At 74.7% G+C, this 20,400-nt stretch carries 9 protein-coding genes; 8 read left to right on the top strand and 1 reads right to left on the bottom strand.

Features of this window, described 5'->3' with window-relative positions; all coding sequences use genetic code 11:
- The 6 genes from ABT247_RS14395 to ABT247_RS14420 all read left to right on the top strand — a co-directional run.
- A partial coding sequence (locus ABT247_RS14395; RefSeq protein ID WP_350742531.1) for a type I polyketide synthase occupies window positions 1-4,656 on the top strand: 4,656 nt, incomplete at its 5' end.
- 7 nt (window positions 4,657-4,663) lie between these two features.
- Window positions 4,664-5,350, top strand: coding sequence for a class I SAM-dependent methyltransferase (locus ABT247_RS14400; RefSeq protein ID WP_350742533.1), 687 nt, complete (start codon window positions 4,664-4,666; stop codon window positions 5,348-5,350).
- A 150-nt stretch (window positions 5,351-5,500) separates the two neighbouring features.
- Window positions 5,501-6,013: an SRPBCC family protein gene (locus ABT247_RS14405; RefSeq protein ID WP_350742535.1), complete on the top strand. Its 513-nt coding sequence runs from the start codon at window positions 5,501-5,503 to the stop codon at window positions 6,011-6,013.
- Between the two features lie 67 nt (window positions 6,014-6,080).
- Window positions 6,081-7,922: an asparagine synthase (glutamine-hydrolyzing) gene (gene asnB / locus ABT247_RS14410; protein WP_350742537.1), complete on the top strand. Its 1,842-nt coding sequence runs from the start codon at window positions 6,081-6,083 to the stop codon at window positions 7,920-7,922.
- A gap of 11 nt (window positions 7,923-7,933) precedes the next feature.
- Window positions 7,934-8,707: a bifunctional 2-polyprenyl-6-hydroxyphenol methylase/3-demethylubiquinol 3-O-methyltransferase UbiG gene (ubiG, locus tag ABT247_RS14415; protein ID WP_350742539.1), complete on the top strand. Its 774-nt coding sequence runs from the start codon at window positions 7,934-7,936 to the stop codon at window positions 8,705-8,707.
- A complete protein-coding gene (locus ABT247_RS14420) occupies window positions 8,704-10,473 on the top strand; it encodes an FAD-dependent monooxygenase (protein WP_350742541.1) in 1,770 nt (589 codons plus the stop codon). The genes ubiG and ABT247_RS14420 overlap by 4 nt, the downstream gene beginning before the upstream one ends.
- A 185-nt stretch (window positions 10,474-10,658) precedes the next feature.
- Here ABT247_RS14420 and ABT247_RS14425 read toward each other — a convergent pair whose 3' ends face one another.
- Complete coding sequence (locus ABT247_RS14425; RefSeq protein ID WP_350742544.1) at window positions 10,659-12,029, bottom strand: MFS transporter; 1,371 nt, start codon at window positions 12,027-12,029, stop codon at window positions 10,659-10,661.
- 400 nt (window positions 12,030-12,429) lie between these two features.
- On the opposite strand from ABT247_RS14425, the gene ABT247_RS14430 reads away from it, so the two are divergent.
- Both ABT247_RS14430 and ABT247_RS14435 read left to right on the top strand, forming a co-directional pair.
- Window positions 12,430-18,525, top strand: a complete 6,096-nt coding sequence (locus ABT247_RS14430; protein WP_350742546.1) for an acyltransferase domain-containing protein — start codon at window positions 12,430-12,432, stop codon at window positions 18,523-18,525.
- Complete coding sequence (locus ABT247_RS14435) at window positions 18,522-20,363, top strand: non-ribosomal peptide synthetase (RefSeq protein WP_350742548.1); 1,842 nt, start codon at window positions 18,522-18,524, stop codon at window positions 20,361-20,363. Before ABT247_RS14430 ends, ABT247_RS14435 begins: the two co-directional genes overlap by 4 nt.
- Window positions 20,364-20,400: the final 37 nt, after the last annotated feature.

A 20,400-nucleotide genomic window follows, 5' to 3' on the forward strand; every position in this document is an offset into this window, starting at 1 on the left:
TCCCTCGCCCACCTCCACACCCACGGCCACCCCGTCGACTGGACCCCCCACCTCCACCCCGGCCACCACCCCGACCTCCCCACCTACCCCTTCCAGCACTGCCGTTACTGGGTCGACACCATCGACACGGGCAGCCCGGGCGGCACCGGCAGCAGCCGCAGTACGGTCTCCGAGCCCGACGAGCACACCGCCGGTTCCGCCGCCGCGCAGCTGCTCCGCCAGTTGGCCGACCTCGGCGAGCCCGACCGCGAGCGCCTGCTGCGCGACCTGGTGGAAACCCACGCGAGCGCCGTCCTCGGGCTCACCGACCCGATCCCGCCGGGGAGTTCCTTCCACGAGCTGGGATTCGTCTCGCTCACCGCCGTCGAGCTGCGCAACCGGCTGATGGCCGTCACCGGTCTCCGGCTCCCGGCCGCCGTGGTCTTCGACCACCCGACGCCCGAGGCCCTGGGCCGCCACCTGCTCGCACTGCTCGCCGGCGTGGACACCGAGGCCGCCGGGGCGCCGTCCGCTCCGGGGACGGCCGACGGCGACGACGAACCCATCGCCATCGTCGCCATGGCCTGCCGGTACCCGGGCGGGGTGCGCAGCCCGGAGGACCTGTGGCAGCTGGTGGCGGACGGTCGCGACGCCGTCTCGCCGTTCCCCGAGAACAGGGGCTGGGACCTCGCCGACCTCTACGACCCTGACCCGGACCGCCCCGGCCGCACCTACGTCCGCGAGGGCGGCTTCCTGCACGACGCCGACCGCTTCGACGCCGCGTTCTTCGGCATCAGCCCGCGCGAGGCGCTCGCCATGGACCCCCAGCAGCGGCTGCTGCTGGAGACCTCCTGGGAGGCCTTCGAACGCGCCGGCATCGACCCGGAGTCCCTGCGCGGCAGCCGGACCGGGGTGTTCGCGGGCAGCAGCGGCCAGGACTACCACCTGCTGGCCCAGGACTCCCCGGACGGGCTGGAGGGGTACCTGCTGACCGGCAACGCGGCCAGCGTGATCTCCGGTCGGCTCTCCTACACCTACGGCCTGGAGGGGCCGGCGCTGACGGTGGACACCGCGTGCTCCTCCTCGCTGGTCGCGCTGCACCTGGCCTGCCGGTCGCTGCGCTCGGGCGAGAGCGCGCTCGCGCTCGCGGGGGCCGTCACCGTGCTGTCCACGCCGCAGGCGTTCATCGGCTTCAGCCGGCAGCGCGGGCTGGCTCCGGACGGCCGGTGCAAGCCGTTCGCCGCGTCGGCCGACGGCACCGCCTGGGGTGAGGGTGCGGGTGTGCTGCTGCTGGAGCGGTTGTCCGACGCCCGCCGCAACGGGCATCCGGTGCTGGCGGTAATCCGCGGCTCGGCCACCAACCAGGACGGTGCGAGCAACGGGCTGTCCGCGCCCAACGGCCCCTCCCAGCAGCGGGTGATCCGGCAGGCCCTGGCCAGTGCCGGGCTGGCGCCGGACGACGTGTACGCGGTCGAGGCGCACGGGACGGGCACACCGCTCGGGGACCCGATCGAGGCCGAGGCGCTGCTCGCGACGTACGGGCGCGGCAGGTCGGCGGAACGGCCGCTGTGGCTGGGCTCGGTGAAGTCGAACATCGGCCACACGGCGGCCGCGGCCGGGATGGCCGGCGTGATCAAGATGGTGATGGCGATGGAGCACGGCGTCCTGCCGCCCACCCTGCACACGGACGCCCCGACCCCGCACGTGGACTGGTCCTCCGGGGCGGTCGCCCTGCTCACCGAGCCGGTGGCCTGGCCGGAGGAGGGCCGCCCCCGCCGGGCGGGTGTCTCGGCGTTCGGCATCAGCGGCACCAACGCCCACGTGGTCCTGGAACAGGCCCCGGCGGCGCCGCACCGGCCGTCCGCGCCCGACGCACCCGCGAGCGACACGTCCGGACTCGACACGTCTCCGCCCGCCGCACCCGGGAGCGACACGTCCGGATCCGGCACGTCCCCGCTCGTCGCGTCCGGACCCGGCACGCCCGGGCCCGGCACGCCCGGGTCGTCCGAGGCGCCCGCGCAGCCCGCGGCGCTCCTCGCCTGGCCGCTCTCGGCCCGGGGCGAGGCCGCCCTGCGCGGCCAGGCGCAGCGCCTGCGGGACCACCTCGCCGACGCCCCCGCCGCCGGCCCCGCCGCCGTCGGACGCTCGCTGGCGCTGACCAGGGCCGCCCTGCCGCAGCGGGCGGTCGTGCTCGGCCGCGACCTCGGCGAGCTGCGGGCCGGACTGGAGGTGCTCGCCGCGGGCGGCACCGCGCCCGGCGTGGTCCGGGGGTCGGTCGCCGCGGGCCGGGTCGGCTTCCTCTTCCCGGGCCAGGGCAGCCAGCGACCGAGCATGGGCCAGGGCCTCCACCAGGCCCATCCGGTCTTCGCGCGCGCCCTGGACGAGGTGTGCGAGGAGTTGGACCGGCACCTGGCCGAGCCGGGGCGTCCGGCCCTGCGCGAGGTGCTGTTCGCCCCCGCGGGCACCCCCACGGCGGCCCTGCTCGACGAGACGGTGTTCACCCAGGCCGGGCTGTTCGCCGTCGGCCTGGCGTCGTTCCACCTCCTCCGGTCCTGGGGCGTGGTGCCGGACTACGTCGGCGGGCACTCCGTCGGCGAGCTGGCGGCGGCCTGCGCGGCCGGTGTGCTGAGCCAGGAGGACGCCTGCCGCCTGGTCGCCGCGCGCGGCCGGCTGATGCAGGACTCCCCGGAGGGCGGCGCGATGGTAGCCGTGGAGGCCGCCGAGGAGGAGGTGCTGCCGCTGCTGGTGGGCCGGGAGGACGGCGTCGGCCTCGCCGCCGTCAACGGGCCGCGGGCCACCGTGCTCTCCGGCGTTGCGGAGGCGGTCGAGGAGGTCGCGGCCGTGCTCGCCGCCCGCGGTCGCCGGACGAAGCGCCTGCGGGTCACCCGGGCCTTCCACTCGCCGCTGATGGACGGTGTGCTGGAGCGCTTCCACGAGGTGGCGGCCTCGCTCGCGTACCGGCCCCCGCGGATCCGGCTGCTGTCGAACCTGACCGGCGAGCCGGCCCCGGCGGAGCAGGTCTGCGCCCCGGAGTACTGGGTGCGGCACATCCGGGAGGCGGTGCGCTTCCACGACGGCGTGCGCCGGATGGCGGCGGACGGCGTGACCACCTTCCTCGAACTCGGCTCGGGCGGCGTGCTGTCCGCCCTGGTGCGGGACGCCCTCGCCGACCGCGATCCGGCCCCGGCGGCGGTGCCGCTCCTGCGGCACGGCCGGCCGGAGCCGGACAGCGCGCTGACGGCGCTCGCCGCCGTCCACGTCCGTGGCGTCCCGGTGGCCTGGGAGGCCGTCCTGGCCGACTCCGGCGCGGGCCCGGTCGCGCTGCCCACCTACGCGTTCCAGCGCCGCCGCTTCTGGCCGGAGGGCGTCGCGGCGACCCCGCGGCCCGCTGCGGCCACCCCCGGCGGGCACCCCGCCGACGAGCCGTCCACCATCGAGCCGCCCGCCGGCGCCTCCCACGCCGACCGGACCCCCGCAGCGGGCACGTCCGCAGCGGGGGGCCCGGGTCGGCTCCGGGCACGGCTCCGCGCCCTCGGCCCGGCCGAACGCGGCCCCGAGCTGCGCGCGTTGGTGGCCGCCGAGGTGGCCGCCGCACTCGGGCACGCCACCACCGAGGACGTGGAAACCGGCCTGAGCCTGCCCGAGCTGGGGCTCGACTCCCTCGCCGCGACGGAGCTCGGTGCCGCCCTCCGGGCCGCCACCGGGGTGGACCTGCCGGCCGCGACCGTCTTCGAACACCCGACGCTCGACGCCCTCGCCGCCCACCTGGACGCCCGCCTGGACGCCGGCCAGGCGCCGCCCGCCGGTCCGGGCGACGGCCTGCTGGCCTCGCTCGCGCCACGGGCGGCGGAGCTGGGCCGGTTCGCGGAGTTCGGCGAACTCCTCGCCACCGCCGCGCGGTTCCGCGACACCTTCGACGCCCCGCCCGCGCCGTCCGAGCGGCCGGCCCCCGTCCGCCTCACCTCGGGCGCGGCGGAACCCCGCCTCTTCTGCTTCCCGTCGTTCGCGAGCAGGTCCGGCGCCCACCAGTACGCCCGCCTCGCCGCCGCCGCGGGCGGCCGGCACGAGCTGTGGGCACTGCCCGCCCCCGGCTTCACCGCGGGCGAGCGGCTCCCGGCCGACCTCCACGCGCTGGCGCTCCTGCACGCCGAGGACGTCGAACGGCTCGCCGCCGGGCGGCCCTTCGTCCTCCTCGGCCACTCCGCCGGCGGCTGGATCGCCCACGCCGTGGCGGCGCTGCTGGAGGAACGCGGCGTCCACCCGGCGTCGGTCGTCCTGCTGGACAGCTACCGGCCGGGCAGTGCCGTCCTCTCCCTCATCCAAGCCGAGATCGCCGCGCAGGTGACGTCCGGTCAGCTGGGTGCCGCGGGCCCGCTGGACGACGTCTGCCTCACCGCGATGGGCGGCTACGCCCGGCTCTTCGAGGCCTGGCAGCCGCAGCCCCTGGCCACGCCCACGCTCCACCTGCGCGCCGCCCGGCCGTTGCCCGGTTTCCCCGCCACCGGGTGGCAGTCCGACTGGCCGCTCCCGCACACCGGGGCCGAGGTGCCGGGCGACCACTTCACGATGACCGGCGAACACGCCGCCACCACCGTGCGCGCGGTCCTCGACCGGCTCGCCGAGCCGGTCGCCCGATCTTCCCGACACACCACGATGTCCGATTCCCGACGAGGGTGAGCAGAACATGAGCACTGACAACGGCCACCAGCCCCACGCCCTGGACCAGGCGGTCCTCGACGGCCAGGCCCCCTACCACCGCCGCGCGCTGACCTTCTACGACCTGATCGTGTTCCGCGGCAGCGCACCGCTGTTCTGGCGGTGCTCGCCGCGGAACTTCCAGCAGATGTACAACGACTGCCTGGGCGCGAAGCACCTGGAGATCGGCGTGGGCACCGGCTACCTGCTGGCCCACTCCCGGTTCCCGGTGTCCAACCCGCAGATCACGCTGGCCGACCTCAACCCCAGCACGCTGGACTTCACCGCCGAGCGGCTCGCGCACTTCAAGACCACCAAGGTGGTCGCCAACGCCCTGGAACCGCTGCCGGTGCCCGCCGAGAGCCACGACTCGGCGGCCCTGAGCTTCCTGCTGCACTGCATACCCGGCAGCCTGCGCGAGAAGGGCGTGGCCATCCGGCACGCGGCCGCGGCCGTGAAGCCCGGCGGCACGGTGTTCGGCAGCACGGTGCTGTCGTCGGGCGTGCCGGTCACCGGGGCCGGCCGCTGGCTGATGGACAACCTGAACGCGAAGGGCGTCTTCCACAACGACCGGGACGACCTGGAGGACCTGCGCGACCAGCTGAAGCAGACCTTCGACGACTTCGACCTCGTGGTGCGCGGCTCCGTCGGCCTCTTCCGGGCCCGCAAGGCCTGAGGCGTGTCCGGCCGTTCCCACCGCTCCGCCGGAGCCACCGCCGCCCCTCGCCCCGTCGCCCGCCCACCCCGTCCCTCCCGACCGCACCCCACCCCACCGCACCGCACCGCAGCGTCCCGTCCCGCCCCGTCCCGGAAAGGAACCGACACCATGACCACACGCTGGTACCCGATCGAGGAGGCCGACGACTCGTTCTTCGCCAAGGCCCCCCTCTACCACGCCCGTTCGGTCGAGGTGCCGTACTCCGCGGAGGAGACCTGGGCGGCCCTGACCGGCGACGGCGTCTCCAGCTGGACGAAGGGCATGCGGCGCCTCACCTGGACCTCGCCCCGGCCGTTCGGCGTGGGCACCACCCGCGAGATCGAGATGGACGGTGACTTCACCCTCCGCGAGCGCTTCTTCCGCTGGGAGGAGGGCACCCGCAAGACCTTCACCGCGACCGAGGCGACCCGCCCGATCTTCCGCCACCTGGTGGAGGACTACGCCGTCGAACCGACCGAGAACGGCGCCCGGTTCGGCTGGCGGTGGGCGGCCGAGCTGAACCGCCCGTGGTCGTACCTGCAGGGCGCGCTGGACCGCTTCTTCTTCGCCCCCACCGGTCGCTCCCACATCGACGGCCTGCCCGCCTACATGGCCTCCCAGCGCGGCGCCGCGCACCGCTGAGCCCCGGCCACCGCCCCGGCCCACCACCCGGTCCACCACCCCCGCCCCCGAACGAAAGAAGAACCGCATGTGCGGGATCGCCGGCTGGATCTCCTTCCAGCACGACCTCGAACGTGAACTCCCCGCTCTCACCGCCATGACCGACACCATGCTCTGCCGCGGCCCGGACGCCGGCGGCACCTGGCTGTCCCGCCACGCCGCGCTGGGCCACCGCCGGCTCGCCGTCATCGACCTGGCGGGCGGTGTGCAGCCGATGGTCGTCGAGACGCCGGACGGCCCGGTCGCCATGACGTACAGCGGCGAGGCGTACAACTTCACCGAGCTGCGGGACGAACTCCGCCGCCGGGGGCACGAGTTCCGCACCTCCAGCGACACCGAGGCGGTGCTGCGCGGCTACCTGGAGTGGGGGCAGGGGATCGCCGACCGGCTCAACGGCATGTACGCGCTGGGCATCTGGGACGGCCGGGTGGACAAGCTGGTGCTGCTGCGCGACCGCCTCGGCATCAAACCGCTCTACTACTACCCGACCGCCGACGGCGTGCTGTTCGGCTCGGAGGCGAAGGCCCTGCTCGCCCACCCCTCGGTGGACCCGGTGGTGGACACCGACGGCTTCCGGGAACTGTTCGGCTTCGTCAAGGCCCCCGGCCGCGCGGTCTGGGCGGGCATGCACGAGGTCAAGCCGGGCACCATGGTGACGGTCGACCGCTCGGGCCTGCGCGAGCATGTGTACTGGCAGCTGGCCGTCGCCGAGCACCGCGACGACACCGAGACCACCGTCCGGCACGTCAGGGAGCTGCTGGAGGACAGCGTGGCCCGCCAGTTGGTCGCCGACGTGCCGCAGTGCGTGCTGCTCTCCGGCGGCCTGGACTCCAGTGCCCTGACCGCCCTGGCCGGCCGGCGGCTGGCGGCCGGGGGCGAGCGGGCGCGCACCTTCACCGTCGACTTCGAGCAGCCGGACGCGTTCCGCCCCGACGAGCTGCGCGGCTCGCAGGACGCGCCGTTCGCCCGCGCGGTGGTCGAGCACGTCGGCACCGAGCACCACGACATCCGGCTCGACCACCTCGAACTGGCCGACCCGCAGGTGCGCCGGGCCACGGTGACCGCCCGCGACCTGCCGTTCGGCTTCGGCGAGGCGGACAACTCGCTGTACCTGCTGTTCAAGGCGATCCGCCGGCACTCGACGGTGGCCCTCTCCGGCGAGTCCGCCGACGAGATCTTCGGCGGCTACCCGTGGTTCCACCTGCCGGCCGTGCAGCAGACCGCGATGTTCCCGTGGGTCACGGCCTCCGGGCTCGGGCCGCGCAAGCACCCCACCAAGCTGATCGACGGCGAGCTGCTGCTGCGGACCCTCGACGTCCCCGGCTACTGGGCGCAGCGCTGGAGCGACTCCGTCGCCGGGATCCCGGTGGTGGAGGGCGAGGACGCGCACGAGCGGCGGATGCGCGAGTTCTGCCACGTCCACCTGACCAGCCTGCTGGGCATGCTGCTGGACCGCAAGGACCGGATGAGCATGGCGGTCGGCCTGGAGGTGCGGGTGCCGTTCTGCGACCACCGCCTGGTGGAGTACGTCTACAACACGCCCTGGGCGATGAAGACCTTCGACGGCCGGGAGAAGAGCCTGCTGCGCGCCGCCGTGCGGGACGTCCTCCCCGGTTCGGTGGTCGAGCGGGTGAAGGCCCTCTACCCGCACACCCAGCAGCTCGCCTACGTGGGCCAGTTGCAGCAGCAGGTCGGCGACCTGCTGTCCGGCGACCACCAGGCCGTCGCGTTCTTCGACCGCGCCGCGCTCGTGGCGGCCGCGGGCGCCCCGCCCGAGGCCGTCGACCGGGACGAGCGGGAGGCGTTCGAGCGGGTCCTCGACCTGGCCGTCTGGCTCGACCTCTACCGCCCGACCATCAAGCTCTCCTGAGGAGTCCCACCATGCCCGTCGACAACGACGTCTACAACACCCACTCCTGGTGGCACGACGACCAGCCGTTCGCGACCCTGGAGGCCTTCACCCCGGCCCGGTTCGACTACTTCCGGGACGTCCTCACCAACCGGCTCCGGCTGGACCTCGAGGGCCTCGAGGTGCTCGACGTGGGGTGCGGCGGCGGCCTGCTGGCCGAGCACTTCGCCGGGGCCGGCTGCCGGGTCACCGGGGTTGACCCGTCCGGCCCGTCCCTGGAGGCCGCCGGCGAGCACGCCCGGGAGTCCGGGCTGGAGATCACCTACCAGCAGGGCTTCGCCGAGCGGCTGCCGTTCCCGGACGGCACGTTCGACCTGGTGTACTGCTGCGACACCCTGGAGCACGTGAGCTCCGTGGACCAGGCGGTCGGCGAGGCCGTGCGGGTGCTCAAGCCGGGCGGCTACTACCTCTACGACACCATCAACCGGACGTTCCGCTCCAAGCTGGCGATGATCAAGATGGCGCAGGACTGGAAGTCCGTCAGCTTCGCGCCCAAGGACCTGCACGACTGGAAGAGCTTCATCAAGCCGGCCGAGCTGCACGCCGTCTTCCGCAAGCACGGCCTGGACAACCGGGACCTCGTCGGGTTCGCCTCCACCCGCCCGCAGTTGGAGCTGCTGAAGGCGATGCGGCGCCGGGCCCGGGGGGAGATCACGTACGGCGAACTGGGGCGGCAGTTCCAGCTCGGCGTGCACAAGGACACGTCGGTGATCTACGCCGGCTACGCACGGAAGGCCGCGAAGTGACCACGACCCCCACCCCCGACGTCCGGGTGCCGGTACTGATCGTCGGCGCCGGCCCGGCCGGTCTGACCGCCTCGCTGGCGCTGTCCCGCTACGGCGTGGCGCACCTGGCGGTCGGCAAGTACCCGGGCACGGCCCACACCCCCCGCGCCCACCTGCTGAACCAGCGCACCGGCGAGATCCTGCGCGACCTCGGTGTCGAACAGCAGGTGGCGGCCGCGGCGACCCCGGCCCCGCTGCTGGCCAACCACGTCTTCATGTCGACCTTCACCGGCCCCGAGGTGAGCCGGCTGGACGCCTACGGCAACGGTCCGGACCGGATCGGCGACTACCTGGCGGCCAGTCCGAGCAGGATGTGCAACCTCGCCCAGCACCTGCTGGAGCCGCTGCTGGTCGAGCAGGTCCGGGAGGCCGGGGTCGGTGAACTCCGCTTCGGCCAGGAGTTCCTGCGCATGGAGCAGGACGACGACGGGGTCACGGCGGTGATCGCCGACCGGCAGTCCGGCCTGGAGTACACCGTGCGGGCCGACTACGTGATCGGCGCGGACGGCGCGCGGAGCCGGGTGATGGAGCAGGCCGGGCTCACCGTGGAGGGCGCCACCGGGCTGGCGAAGGTCGCCTCGGTCTGGTTCGAGGCGGACCTCTCGCCGTACTGCGCGGACCGCCCGGCCATCCTCTACATGGGCGCCGTGCCGGGGAACCCGCCCGAGGACGGCCGGGTGTTCGTCAGCATCCGCCCCTGGAACGAGTGGGTGTACCTGCGCTTCCTCGACCACGGCGCGGAGTTCGACCGCGACGACCACGAGGAGATCCTCGCGCACATCCGGGAGAGCATCGGCGATCCGTCCGTCGAGGTGAGGATCAAGAACGTCTCGCCGTGGGAGGTCAACGCGGTCGTCGCCCCCCGCTACGCGAACGGCCGGGTGTTCTGCGTCGGCGACGCGGTGCACCAGATGCCGCCGACCAACGGCCTCGGGCTGAACTCGGCGGTCGCCGACTCCTTCAACCTGTGCTGGAAGTTGAAGCTGGTGCTGGACGGCTCGGCCTCGCCGGCCCTGCTGGACACCTACCAGGCCGAGCGGCTGCCGGTGGGCGGGCAGATCGTCGACCGGGCGGTCCGCAGCATGATGGACTTCCTCGGCATTCCGGCGGCGCTGGGCTTCACCGCCGGGCAGAGCGCCGCCGAGCAGTGGGAGCTGCTGCGCGGCCTCGCCGACGACACCGAGGAGGCGGCGGCCCGGCGCGCCGCGCTGGCCGCCGCGACGGACCGGATCAACTACCAGGTCAACGCCCACGGCGTGGAGATCGGCTACCGCTACCGCACCGGCGCCCGGGTGGATGACGGCACCCCCGAGCCGGCCGACGACCGGGACCCGGAGCTGTACTACCGGCCCACCACCTGGCCCGGCGCGCGGCTGCCGCACGCCTGGCTGGAGGACGGCGGCCGGCGCCGCTCCACCCTGGACGTGGTCGGCCGCGGCCGATTCGTCCTGCTCACCGGCCGGGGCGGTGACCGCTGGCACGACGCCGCCCGGGAGGCCGCCCGGCTCACCGGGGTGGCCGTGACGGTCCGCACGATCGGCGCCGCCGAGGGCCTGCGGGACCCGTACGGGGCGTGGGAGCGGCTGCGCGAGGTCGACGCCGACGGCGCCGTCCTGGTCCGCCCGGACGGGCACGTGGCCTGGCGGGCCCGGACCGCCGACTCCGCCGCAGAGCTGCCCAAGGTGCTGGCCGCCGTCCTGCACGCGCCGGCCGGCCCCGCGGTCTGATCACCCGTCGGGCGGGCCCTTCCCGGGAGGGGCCCACCCGGCGCCGGGGCGTTCCCGGGCGCCCTGTCGGCCCTCGGAGCGGCCGGCTCAGACCGGCCCCGCCCGGCTCGGACCGCCCGGCTCCGCTCAGGCCCGCCCCGCCCGGCTCCGCGCAGGCCGGCCCGATCAGCCCCGCCCGGCTCCGCTCAGGCCCGCCGCCGCACGGCGATGAACGCCGCGCCCAGCAGGCACGCCACGGCGGCGGCGACGTACGCGAGGTGGTAGCCGCCGAGCTGGTCGTCGCTGGTCGCCGCGACCAGGACCATCACCGCCACGCCCACGCTCGCGCCGATCTGCTGGGTGACCACGTTCACCGCCCCGGCGACGGCGTGCTGCCGCGTCGGGACGCCGGCGAGCGCGGCGGAGGTCATCGAGGGGAAGTTCAGCCCCTGGCCGATGCCGCTGATCACCAGTCCGGGCAGCACGTGCCACAGGTAGCTGCCGTCGTGCGGGGTGCCCAGCCACAGCCCGGTGCCCACGCCGATCAGCACGAGGCCGACGGCCATCAGCGTCCGCGGGGCGTACCGGGCCAGCAGGCGCCCGGTGGCGAAGTTGGCGGTGAGGAACACGGCCAGCGACATCGGCACCAGCGCCACGCCGGACTCGAACGGCGAGTAGTGCAGCATCCCCTGGAGGTACAGCGGCGCGAAGAACAGCATCCCGACCGAGCCGGTGTACTGGAGGAACGCCGCCAGGCTCGCGGAGCGCACCGAGGTGATCCGGAACAGCCCGAGCGGGAGCACCGGGTCGGCGGTGCGGTGCTCGCGCACCACGAACAGCGCCAGGAGGACCACCGCGGCGCCGAGCACGACCCAGGCCGTCGCGCCGTCGCTGCTCACGCCGACGATGAGCAGGGTGAGGCCGAGCGTGCCCGAGATCGCGCCGGGCAGGTCCAGCCGGCCGCTGTGCCCGGCGCCGCCGGGCAGTCCGGCCCGCGTCGCGGCCAGCACGGCGAGCCCGAGCAGCACCGAGAACCACAGGACCGAGCGCCAGCCGAGGAGTTGGGTCAGCACCCCGCCCAGCAGCACCCCGCCGCTGAAGCTCGCGGCGCCGACCGCCGCGTACACGCTGAGCGCGCGGTTGCGCGCCGGGCCCGCCGGAAACGTCCCGGTGAGCAGGGCCAGCGCGGCCGGCCCCGACAGGGCGGCGCCGATGCCCTGGGCGCCGCGCGCGCCGAGCAGCACCGCGGTGTCCGGAGCCAGTGCGCCGACCAGCGCGGAGGCGGTGAACAGGGCGACGCCCGCCTCGAAGACCCGCCGCCGTCCGAGGACGTCGGCCAGGCGTCCGCCGACCAGCAGGAAGCCGGCGAAGGTGACGGCGTAGGCGGTCATCACCCACTGGAGCGTGGTGTCGTCCAGGTCGAAGCGCGTTCCGACGGAGGGCAGGGCGGCGTTGAGCACCCCGAGGCCGCTCACGTCGAGGGCGAGCGCCCCCGCCAGCACGCCGAGGGCCAGCCCCGGCCGGCGCAGCGGCTCGACCGCGGAATCCGACGTCGCATCAACTTCCTCAACTGCCATGCGGATCAGCTTGCACGGGTCACTCGGCCGCCGTCTACCCCACCCGTACCGCGGCCCCGGCTCCGCGGCGGCGAACCGCCTCCGCCCACCGCCGGACAGGACAGCGAACCGGACACTTTGCGGAGCGATTCCCGCCACTGCCCCATCCGCCGCTCGCAGGGCGCTTGTCTCACCATTCACAGGGTGGCACTCTGATGTGCACCCGTCAGGTGCGTACCGGGCACTCTCCCGACGCCAACGGGAATTCCCCCAGATCCGTGCCCATCTCCGCGCTCGAGCGCGGACCCGGAGAGCAGCGCCGCGGAATCCCCGGCAGCGACGTGCCGGACGGCACGCGTCCCCCGCGCCCGGAGCCGAAACCCGCCCGCCCCCGTCCATCCGCCCCGGTGAGGGAGTCGCCATGCCCCGAGAACGCGCAGCGCACGACGTGTCCGCCGTCACGGCCTTCCTGCTCTCCCGCGTCGCCGAACTGCTGGACGTGCCCGCGGACGCGGTGGACCGCTGGGCGCCGATCCACCGGTACGGACTGGACTCGGCGAGGTCGGTGGCCCTGGCGGCCGCCCTGTCCGAGTTCCTCGGCCGGCCCGTCCCGGCCACCTGGATCTGGCAGTACCCGACCGTCGACGAGCTGGCCCGGGTGCTGGTCGACGGCCCGCCCGCGCCGGAACCCGCCGCGGGCACCGGCCGCCGCGCGCCCTCGGCCGAGCCCGTCGCGGTCGTGGGCATCGGCTGCCGGATCCCCGGCGGGCCGGACCCGTCCTCGTTCTGGCGGTTGCTGGTCGAGGGCGGCGACGCCGTCGGTCCCGTCCCGGCCGCCCGAAGAGCGCTCCTCAACGACCGGGTGCGCTGGGGCGGGTTCATCGACGGCATCGACCGCTTCGACCCGCTGTTCTTCGGCATCTCCCCCCGCGAGGCCGTCCAGATGGACCCGCAGCAGCGCCTGGTCCTGGAGTTGTGCTGGGAGGCCCTGGAGGACGCGGGCATCCCGCCCCACACCCTGGTCGGCAGCGACACCGGCGTGTTCATGGCCTCCTGCTGGGGCGACTACGCCGCGCTCGCGCACTACCGCGGCCCCGACAGCCACATCACCCCGCACACCGCGACCGGCATGCACGACGGCATCATCGCCAACCGCGTCTCCTACGTCCTCGGCCTCCAGGGCCCCAGCATGGCCATCGACGCGGCCTGCGCCGGCTCGCTGGTCTCGGTGCACGTGGGCTGCCAGTCGATCCAGCTCGGCGAGAGCGACCTCGTGCTCGCCGGCGGCGTCAACCTGAGCTTCGTCTCCGACTACTACACCGCCATGGACCAGATGGGCGCGCTCGCCCCGGACGGCCGCTGCAAGTCCTTCGACGCCCGCGCCGACGGCTACGTCCGCGGCGAGGGCGCCGGCGTCGTGGTGCTCGCCCCGCTGAGCCTGGCGCTCGAACGCGACCTGCCGGTGTACTGCCTGATCAAGGGCAGCTCCTCGAACAACGACGGCCCGAGCAACGGCATGACCGCGCCGAACCCCCAGGCGCAGGAGAAGATGCTCCGCACCGCGTACCGGCGGGCGGGCATCGCACCGCACCTCGTCGACTACGTCGAGTGCCACGGCTCCGCGACGCCCCTCGGCGACCCGATCGAGGCCAACGCCATCGGCGCGGTCCTGGGCGGCGAGCGCGCGGAGCCGCTGCGGCTCGGGTCCGTCAAGTCCAACGTCGGGCACCTCGAGGCCGCCGCCGGCATCATCGGGCTGGTCAAACTGGCGCTGTCGATGCGCAACGGCGTGCTGCCGCCCAGCCTCCACTACAGCGCGCCCAACCCGCAGATCCTGTTCGACGCCTACAACCTGACCGTCCAGGACCGGCTCACGCCGTGGCCGCGACGCTCCGACGCCCGCCGCGCAGGCGTCAGCTCCTTCGGTTTCGGCGGCGCGATCTGCCACCTCGCCGTCGAGGAACTGCCGCGGCCCGAGAGCTCGTTGCTGCTGCTGGCCGCGAACTCCCGGGAGGAGTTGGCCCGGCGGGCCGCGGCACTGCGCGACGAGGGCGACCTGCGCGCGCTCTGCCGCCGCACACCGGGCGACGGCCCGTACCGCCTCGCCGCCACCGCCCGCGACATGGCCGAACTCAGGGCCCGGCTGGACGCGTTCGGCCGCGGCGAGCCGGCGCCCGGGCTGAGCACCGGCGAGCCGGTCGGCCGCCCGCCGCGGGTGGCGTTCCTGTTCTCCGGCAACGGCTCCCAGTGGGCCGGCATGGGCAGGCAACTGCTGGCCGGCCTGCCCGTGTTCCGCCGGTCCATGATGAGGTCCGACCGGCGGTTGCGGGACCTGCTGGGCTTCTCGGTCGTCGAGCAGCTGCTCGCTCCCGACGGCCGCATCGACGACATGGACGTCTTCCAGCCGCTGCTGTTCTCGATGCAGGTCGCCCTCGCCGAGACCTGGCGCTCGCTGGGGGTCGAGCCGGTCGCCGTCGTGGGGCAGAGCGTCGGCGAGTTCGCCGCCTCCCACGTCGCCGGCGCCCTCGACTTCGACGACGCCTCGCGGCTGGCCGCCCACCACGGCCGGCTCCTCCAGCAGCTGGCCGTCGGCCGGGGCGAGGGCATCGTGGTGATGACCGCCGCGGAGGACGTCGAGCGGCACCTGAGCGGCCGGCTCACCGTCTCCGGCCGCAACGGCCTCAACTCCACCCTGGTCACCGGCACGCCCCAGGAGATCGACGACCTCGTCCGGCGGCTGACCGAGGAGGGCGTCACCCACCACCGGGTGCGGATGGGCCACGCCCCCCACTCGCCGCTGGTCGACCACGTCCTCGCCCCGCTGAAGGCCGAACTCGACGGCATCAGGCCCCGGAGCGCCCGCATCCCGATGGTCTCGACGGTCACCGGCGAACGCGTCGACGGCACCGAACTCGGCCCGGACTACTGGGCGGACAACCTCCGCCGGGAGATCCGGATGGTCGACGCCCTGACCCGGCTGCGCGACCACGACGTCGACGCGGTGATCGAACTCAGCCCGCACCCCGTCCTGTTGAAGTCCGTCGCGGAGATCCTGCCGGCGGCCACCCTGCCCTCGCTGCGCCGGGGCGCCGACGAGGCCTCGACCCTGCTCGGCTCGCTCGGCGCCCTGTACACCGCCGGACTCCCCGTCGCCGCCCACCCGTTCCTCGCGGGCGACCGGGGGCGGCACGTCACGCCGGGCCACGGCGACGCCGCGGCCGACGGGCAGCTGCACCTCGTCCCCGTCTCGGCCCGTACGGCGCAGGCGCTCACCGACACCTGCCGGGAGCTGTCCAACCACGTCGAACGCGACCCGGGCCTGCGGGTCGCCGACCTCGCCTACACCCTCGCCGCCAGGCGCAGCCACCACAACCACCGGATCGCGCTGTTCGCCCGCAACCGGCAGGACGTCCTCGACGGCCTCGCCCGGGTCGCCGCCGGGCAGCCGCACCCCGACGTCGTCACCGGCACCGTCCCCGGCAACGCCGACCGGCGGGTGGCGCTGGTGTTCTCCGGCGGCGGCACCCAGTGGGTCGGCATGGGCCGGGAGCTGCTGCGCTCGCACCCCGGCTTCCGCACCTGGATGCGGGCCTGCGACGCCGCCGTGCGCGCCGCCGGCGGCTGCTCGGTGCTCGAGCGGCTCGCCGCGCCGGCCGAGCAGGCCCGGTACGAGGAGATGGACCTCCAGCAGCCGTTGCTGTTCGCCCTCCAGGTCTCGCTGGCGAAGGTCTGGCTCGAACTCGGCGTCCGGCCGGCCGCGGTGGTGGGCCACAGCCTGGGCGAGGTCGCGGCCGCCTGCGTCGCCGGCGCACTGTCCCTGGACGACGCCGCCCGCGTCGTGGTCGCCCGGTCGCACCTGCTGGAGCACCGGGCCGCGCCGGGCGCCATGATCTCGGTCGACCTGCCGGAGGCGGAGCTGACGCCGCGGCTCGCCCCGTACGCCGAGCACGCCGCCGTCGCCGTGGTCAACAGCCCCACCAGTGCGGCCGTCTCGGGCACGCCCGAAGCCGTCGCCGCCCTGGAGGCCGACCTCACCCGGGACGGGATCTCCGTCCGGCGGATCCGGGTCGAACGCCCGGTGCACAGCCCCGGCATGGACCCCCTGATCCAGCCGCTGCGGGCGAGCATCGACGGCATCACCCCGCTGACGCCCGCCATCGACTTCCACTCCACGGCCCTGGCCGACACGGTCAACCCGGTCACCGGCGTGGACTACTGGGTGCACAACCTGCGCAACCGGGTCCGCTTCGCCGAGACGATCGGGACCCTGGTCGACCGGGGCATCGGCACCTTCGTCGAGATCGGCCCGCACGAGACGCTGCGCGGCGCGGTCGAGGAGATCGCGCTGACCCGCGGGGCGCGGGTGCACGCCGTCAACTCGCTGCGGCGCCAGGAGAGCGACCTCCGCTGCCTGCTGGGCGCCGCCGCGTCGCTGTACGTCAGGGGCGTCCCGCTGACTTTCGACGGACTGTTCGCCGACGACGTCGAGCTGGTGGAGACGCCGCTCGTCCAGTGGCAGAAGGACCGCTACTGGATCGACTCCGAGCCCCCGCGCGCCGTCGCCCCGGCCCCGGCCGGGGCCCGGCCGGCGGAGGCCGCGGAGGCGTCGGGGACATCGGGGGCCTCGCGGACGTCCAGCGCCGTGGACACGTCGGGAACGGCGGGATCACCGCCCGCATCGGCCCCACCCGCGGAGGACCGCCCGGTGGAGAACCGCCCCGTGGAGGAGGTCGTCCTCGCCGAACTCGCCGACGCCCTGGGCGTGCCCGCGAGCAGGTTCGACGGGAACGCCGGGCTGCGCGACTTCGGCCTCGACTCGATGCTGGCGATCCGCCTCGTCAACCGGCTCCAGTCGCTGTTCGGACACCGGGTGTCCCCGGTGGTGTTCCTGGACGGCCGCACCATCGCCGAGGTCGTCGGCCACTGCGCCGAGGTCATCGCCGGACGGCCCGCGCCCGCGCCGCCCTCGGCCACCCGACCCGCACCCGTATCCGCACCCGCCCCGTTATCGGCCGAGACCGAGGGGAAACCGGAGCGGACGTTCCTCGACGAGCTGTCCGAACTGGACGCCGCCGAACTGGTGGAGGAACTGGACGCGCGCGGCCTGCTGGACGCCACCGACGCACCGCCGCTGGCCCAGCTGCGCGCCGACGGCCTCGGCTTCGAACTGGCTCCCGCCTCGCACGGCCAGGCCTCGCTGTGGTTCATGCAGATGGTCGCGCCGGACGCGGTGCCCTACAACTTCATGGTCGCCGCGCGGATCCGGTCCGCCGTCGACCAGGCAGCCCTGGAGCGCGCCGTCCGGTCGGTGGTGGAGCGGCACCCCGCCCTGCGCACCCTCTTCGTGGAGGCGGGCGGCAGCCCCTACCAGGTCATCCTGGACGAACCGGTGTACGAGTTCGCCGTGGTGGACGGCTCCGCCCTGGACGACGAGCAGGCCCGGGAGGAACTGGCCCGGTACGGACACGAGCCGCTCGACCTGGACAACGGGCCGCTGGTGCGGGTCGTCCTCCTGACGCGCGGACCGGCGGACCACTACCTGCTGGTGCTGGTCCACCACATCGCCTCCGACGCGGCGTCGGCCGACGTGATGATCCGCGAACTCCAGGAGTACTACCGGGGCGCCGACCCCGCCGACCGCGAACCCGCGGCCCCCTACACCGAGTTCGTCGCCTGGGAGCGGCAGTGGCTGGCCGGCCCGGCGGCCGACGCCGCCCTGGACTGGTGGTCGCGCCAGCTCGCCGACCCGCCCGCCCGCCTCGACCTGTCCGACGCGGAGCGACCGCCCGGCGTCACCTACGAGGGCCGCGACCTCGCGTTCCGCTGGAGCGCCGAGGAGACGCGCCGGCTGCGGGAGTTCGCGGTGCGCGAAGGCGTGTCGATCAGCACCGTGGTGCTGGCCGGGTTCTTCGCCACGCTGAACCGGGCGGTGGGCGCCGAGGACTCGGTCCTGGCCACCGCCATCGCCCAACGGGCCGAGCCCGGTTGGGAGTCCGCCGTCGGCTACTACCTCAACACCGTGCTGGTCCGGGCGAACCCCGCCGGCGACCGCAGCTTCCGCACCCTGCTGCGGGAGGTCCACGCCTTCTCCCTCGGCCTCCTGGAGCACATGAACTACCCGCTCGACCTGCTGGCCTCCCAGCTGAAGCCGCCGCGGGCCGAGGGCCGCTCCCCGTGGTTCGACGTGGTGGTGAACTGGCTCTCCTCGGAAGCCTTCCCGCGCTCCGTGAAGCTCTTCCACGGCGTCGGGAACACCCTCGCACCCGACGGCGCGCTGCCGCTCGAACCGCTTCAGGTGCGCAGGCACCTCGCCAAGTTCGACCTCGAGATCTCGATGGCCGACATCGACGGCGAGGTGGCCGGCCACGTCCAGTTCAAACCGAGCTACCTGGAAAGGCAGACCGTGACGGCACTGCTCGCGCTGTATCGCACCGTTCTCTTCGAGTCGGTCGCCCGGCCCGACCTGCCGCTGGCCGACATCGCCCCGGCCGGCCTGCCCGAGGGAGCCGACCGGTGACCGCGACCCTGCACTCCGAGTTCGTCGAGCAGGCGCTCAAGAACCCCGACGCGACGGCCCTCTACTCCGACGCCGGCCTCCTCAGCTACGCGGAACTGAACGAGCGATCACGGCAGTTGGCCGAGCGGCTGGTCGCCGAGGGCGCGGGGCCGGGCGTCCCGGTCGGCATCTGCGTCGAGCGCACCCCCGACCTGCTCGTCGCCGTCCTGGCGGCGCTGCGCGCCGGATCCTGCTACCTGCCGCTGGACCCGAACTACCCCGCCGACCGGCTCGCCTTCATGGTCCGCGACAGCGGGACCGCCCTGCTGCTCACCACGCCCGCCTCCCGCGCCAGTTGCCCGCCCGGCCCGACCGTCGTCCTGCTGGGCGACACCGTGACGACCGAGGCCGGGGCCGCGCCCGTACCGGTCGTGCCCGAGGACACCGCGTACGTCATCTACACCTCCGGCTCCACCGGCACGCCCAAGGGTGTCGCCGTCCGGCACGCCGGCTGCACGGCGATGCTCGCCGAGCTGGACCGGATCCTCGAGGGCCGCGACCTCAGCGGGGTGTCGGCGGCCAGCTCGATCTGCTTCGACATGTCCGTGATGGAGGTCTTCGGCGCGCTGTGCCGCGGCGGCGCCGTCGTGCTCGTCGAGAGCGCCGTGCACCTGCCGGAGAGCCGGTACGCCGACCGGATCACCCACCTGAACGTCGTCCCCTCCGTCATGAACTCCCTGCTCGACGCCGGGGCGCTGCCCCCGAACGTGCGCACCGTCGTGTTCGGCGGGGAGGCCCTGCACCGCAAGCTGGTGGACCGGACGTACCGGGAGACCGGCGTCGACCGGGTGTTCAACGCCTACGGCCCCACCGAGGGGACGGTCTTCTGCGCCTTCGGGCCGGTGCCCGAGGACGGCACCGACGAGCCGACCATCGGCCCGCCGACGACCGGCGCCCGGGTCTACGTGCTCGACGACGACCTGGCACCGGTCCCGGCCGGGCGGCCCGGTGAGCTGTACCTCGGCGGCGTCGGCCTGGCCCACGGCTACGTCAACCGGCCGCGGACCACCGCCGAACGCTTCCTGCCCGACCCGTTCCGCAGCGGCGAGCGGATGTACCGCACCGGAGACCTCGTCAGCTTCACCGACGGCGGCGAACTGCGCTTCCTCGGCCGCACCGACCACCAGGTGAAGCTGCGCGGCCACCGCATCGAGCTGGAGGAGGTCGAGGCCCGGCTGACCGCCTGCCCCGGGGTCCGGGAGGCCGCCGCCGCCGTCCGGGGCAACCGGCTCGTCGGCTACGTCGTGCCCGCGGGCGAGGCAGCCCCAGGGGGTGACGGCGCGTCCCCGGACGGCGCCCGGCCGGAAGCCGCCCTGCGCAGCGCCGTCACCGGCCGGCTCGCCGCCGAACTGCCCGAGTACCTGGTGCCCTCGACGATCGTGGTCCTTCCGGCCCTCCCGCTGGGCCCGGGCGGGAAACTCGACCGCACCGCGCTCCCCGAGCCGCCGGCCGCCGGCACCGGCGGGCCGCTGACGGCCGCGAGCACGCCGACCGAGGTCGCCCTGGCGGAGATCTGGGGCCAGCTGCTGGGCCTCGAACCCGCGGGGATCGACGTGCAGTCCGCCTTCTTCGACCTCGGCGGCGACTCGCTGCTGCTCATCCGCCTCGCCCGGCTGATGACCCGGCGCTTCGACCGCCGGGTCCGCGTGCCCGACCTGTTCAGCTTCCGCGACATCGCCTCCCTCGCCCGCTGGCTCGACGACGACAGCGGCGCCGCCCCCGAGGTCGTCCGGTCGGCGCGGGAGCGCGCCACCGCCCGCCGCGCGGCGCTGCGCGGCCGCGGCGCCACCGGCCGCTGAGACCTCTCCCCCCCGACGCGAAGCAGGAGCCCCTCCC

It is taken from the genome of Kitasatospora sp. NPDC001539 (genome assembly GCF_040298565.1).
In the GTDB taxonomy this organism is placed as follows: Bacteria; Actinomycetota; Actinomycetes; order Streptomycetales; family Streptomycetaceae; genus Kitasatospora.

Coding starts and splice junctions, on each gene's coding strand:
- ABT247_RS14400 (WP_350742533.1), top strand. CDS start 4,664: ATGAGCACTGACAACGGCCACCAGCCCCACGCCCTGGACCAGGCGGTC.
- ABT247_RS14405 (WP_350742535.1), top strand. CDS start 5,501: ATGACCACACGCTGGTACCCGATCGAGGAGGCCGACGACTCGTTCTTC.
- asnB (WP_350742537.1), top strand. CDS start 6,081: ATGTGCGGGATCGCCGGCTGGATCTCCTTCCAGCACGACCTCGAACGT.
- ubiG (WP_350742539.1), top strand. CDS start 7,934: ATGCCCGTCGACAACGACGTCTACAACACCCACTCCTGGTGGCACGAC.
- ABT247_RS14425 (WP_350742544.1), bottom strand. CDS start 12,029: ATGGCAGTTGAGGAAGTTGATGCGACGTCGGATTCCGCGGTCGAGCCG.
- ABT247_RS14430 (WP_350742546.1), top strand. CDS start 12,430: ATGCCCCGAGAACGCGCAGCGCACGACGTGTCCGCCGTCACGGCCTTC.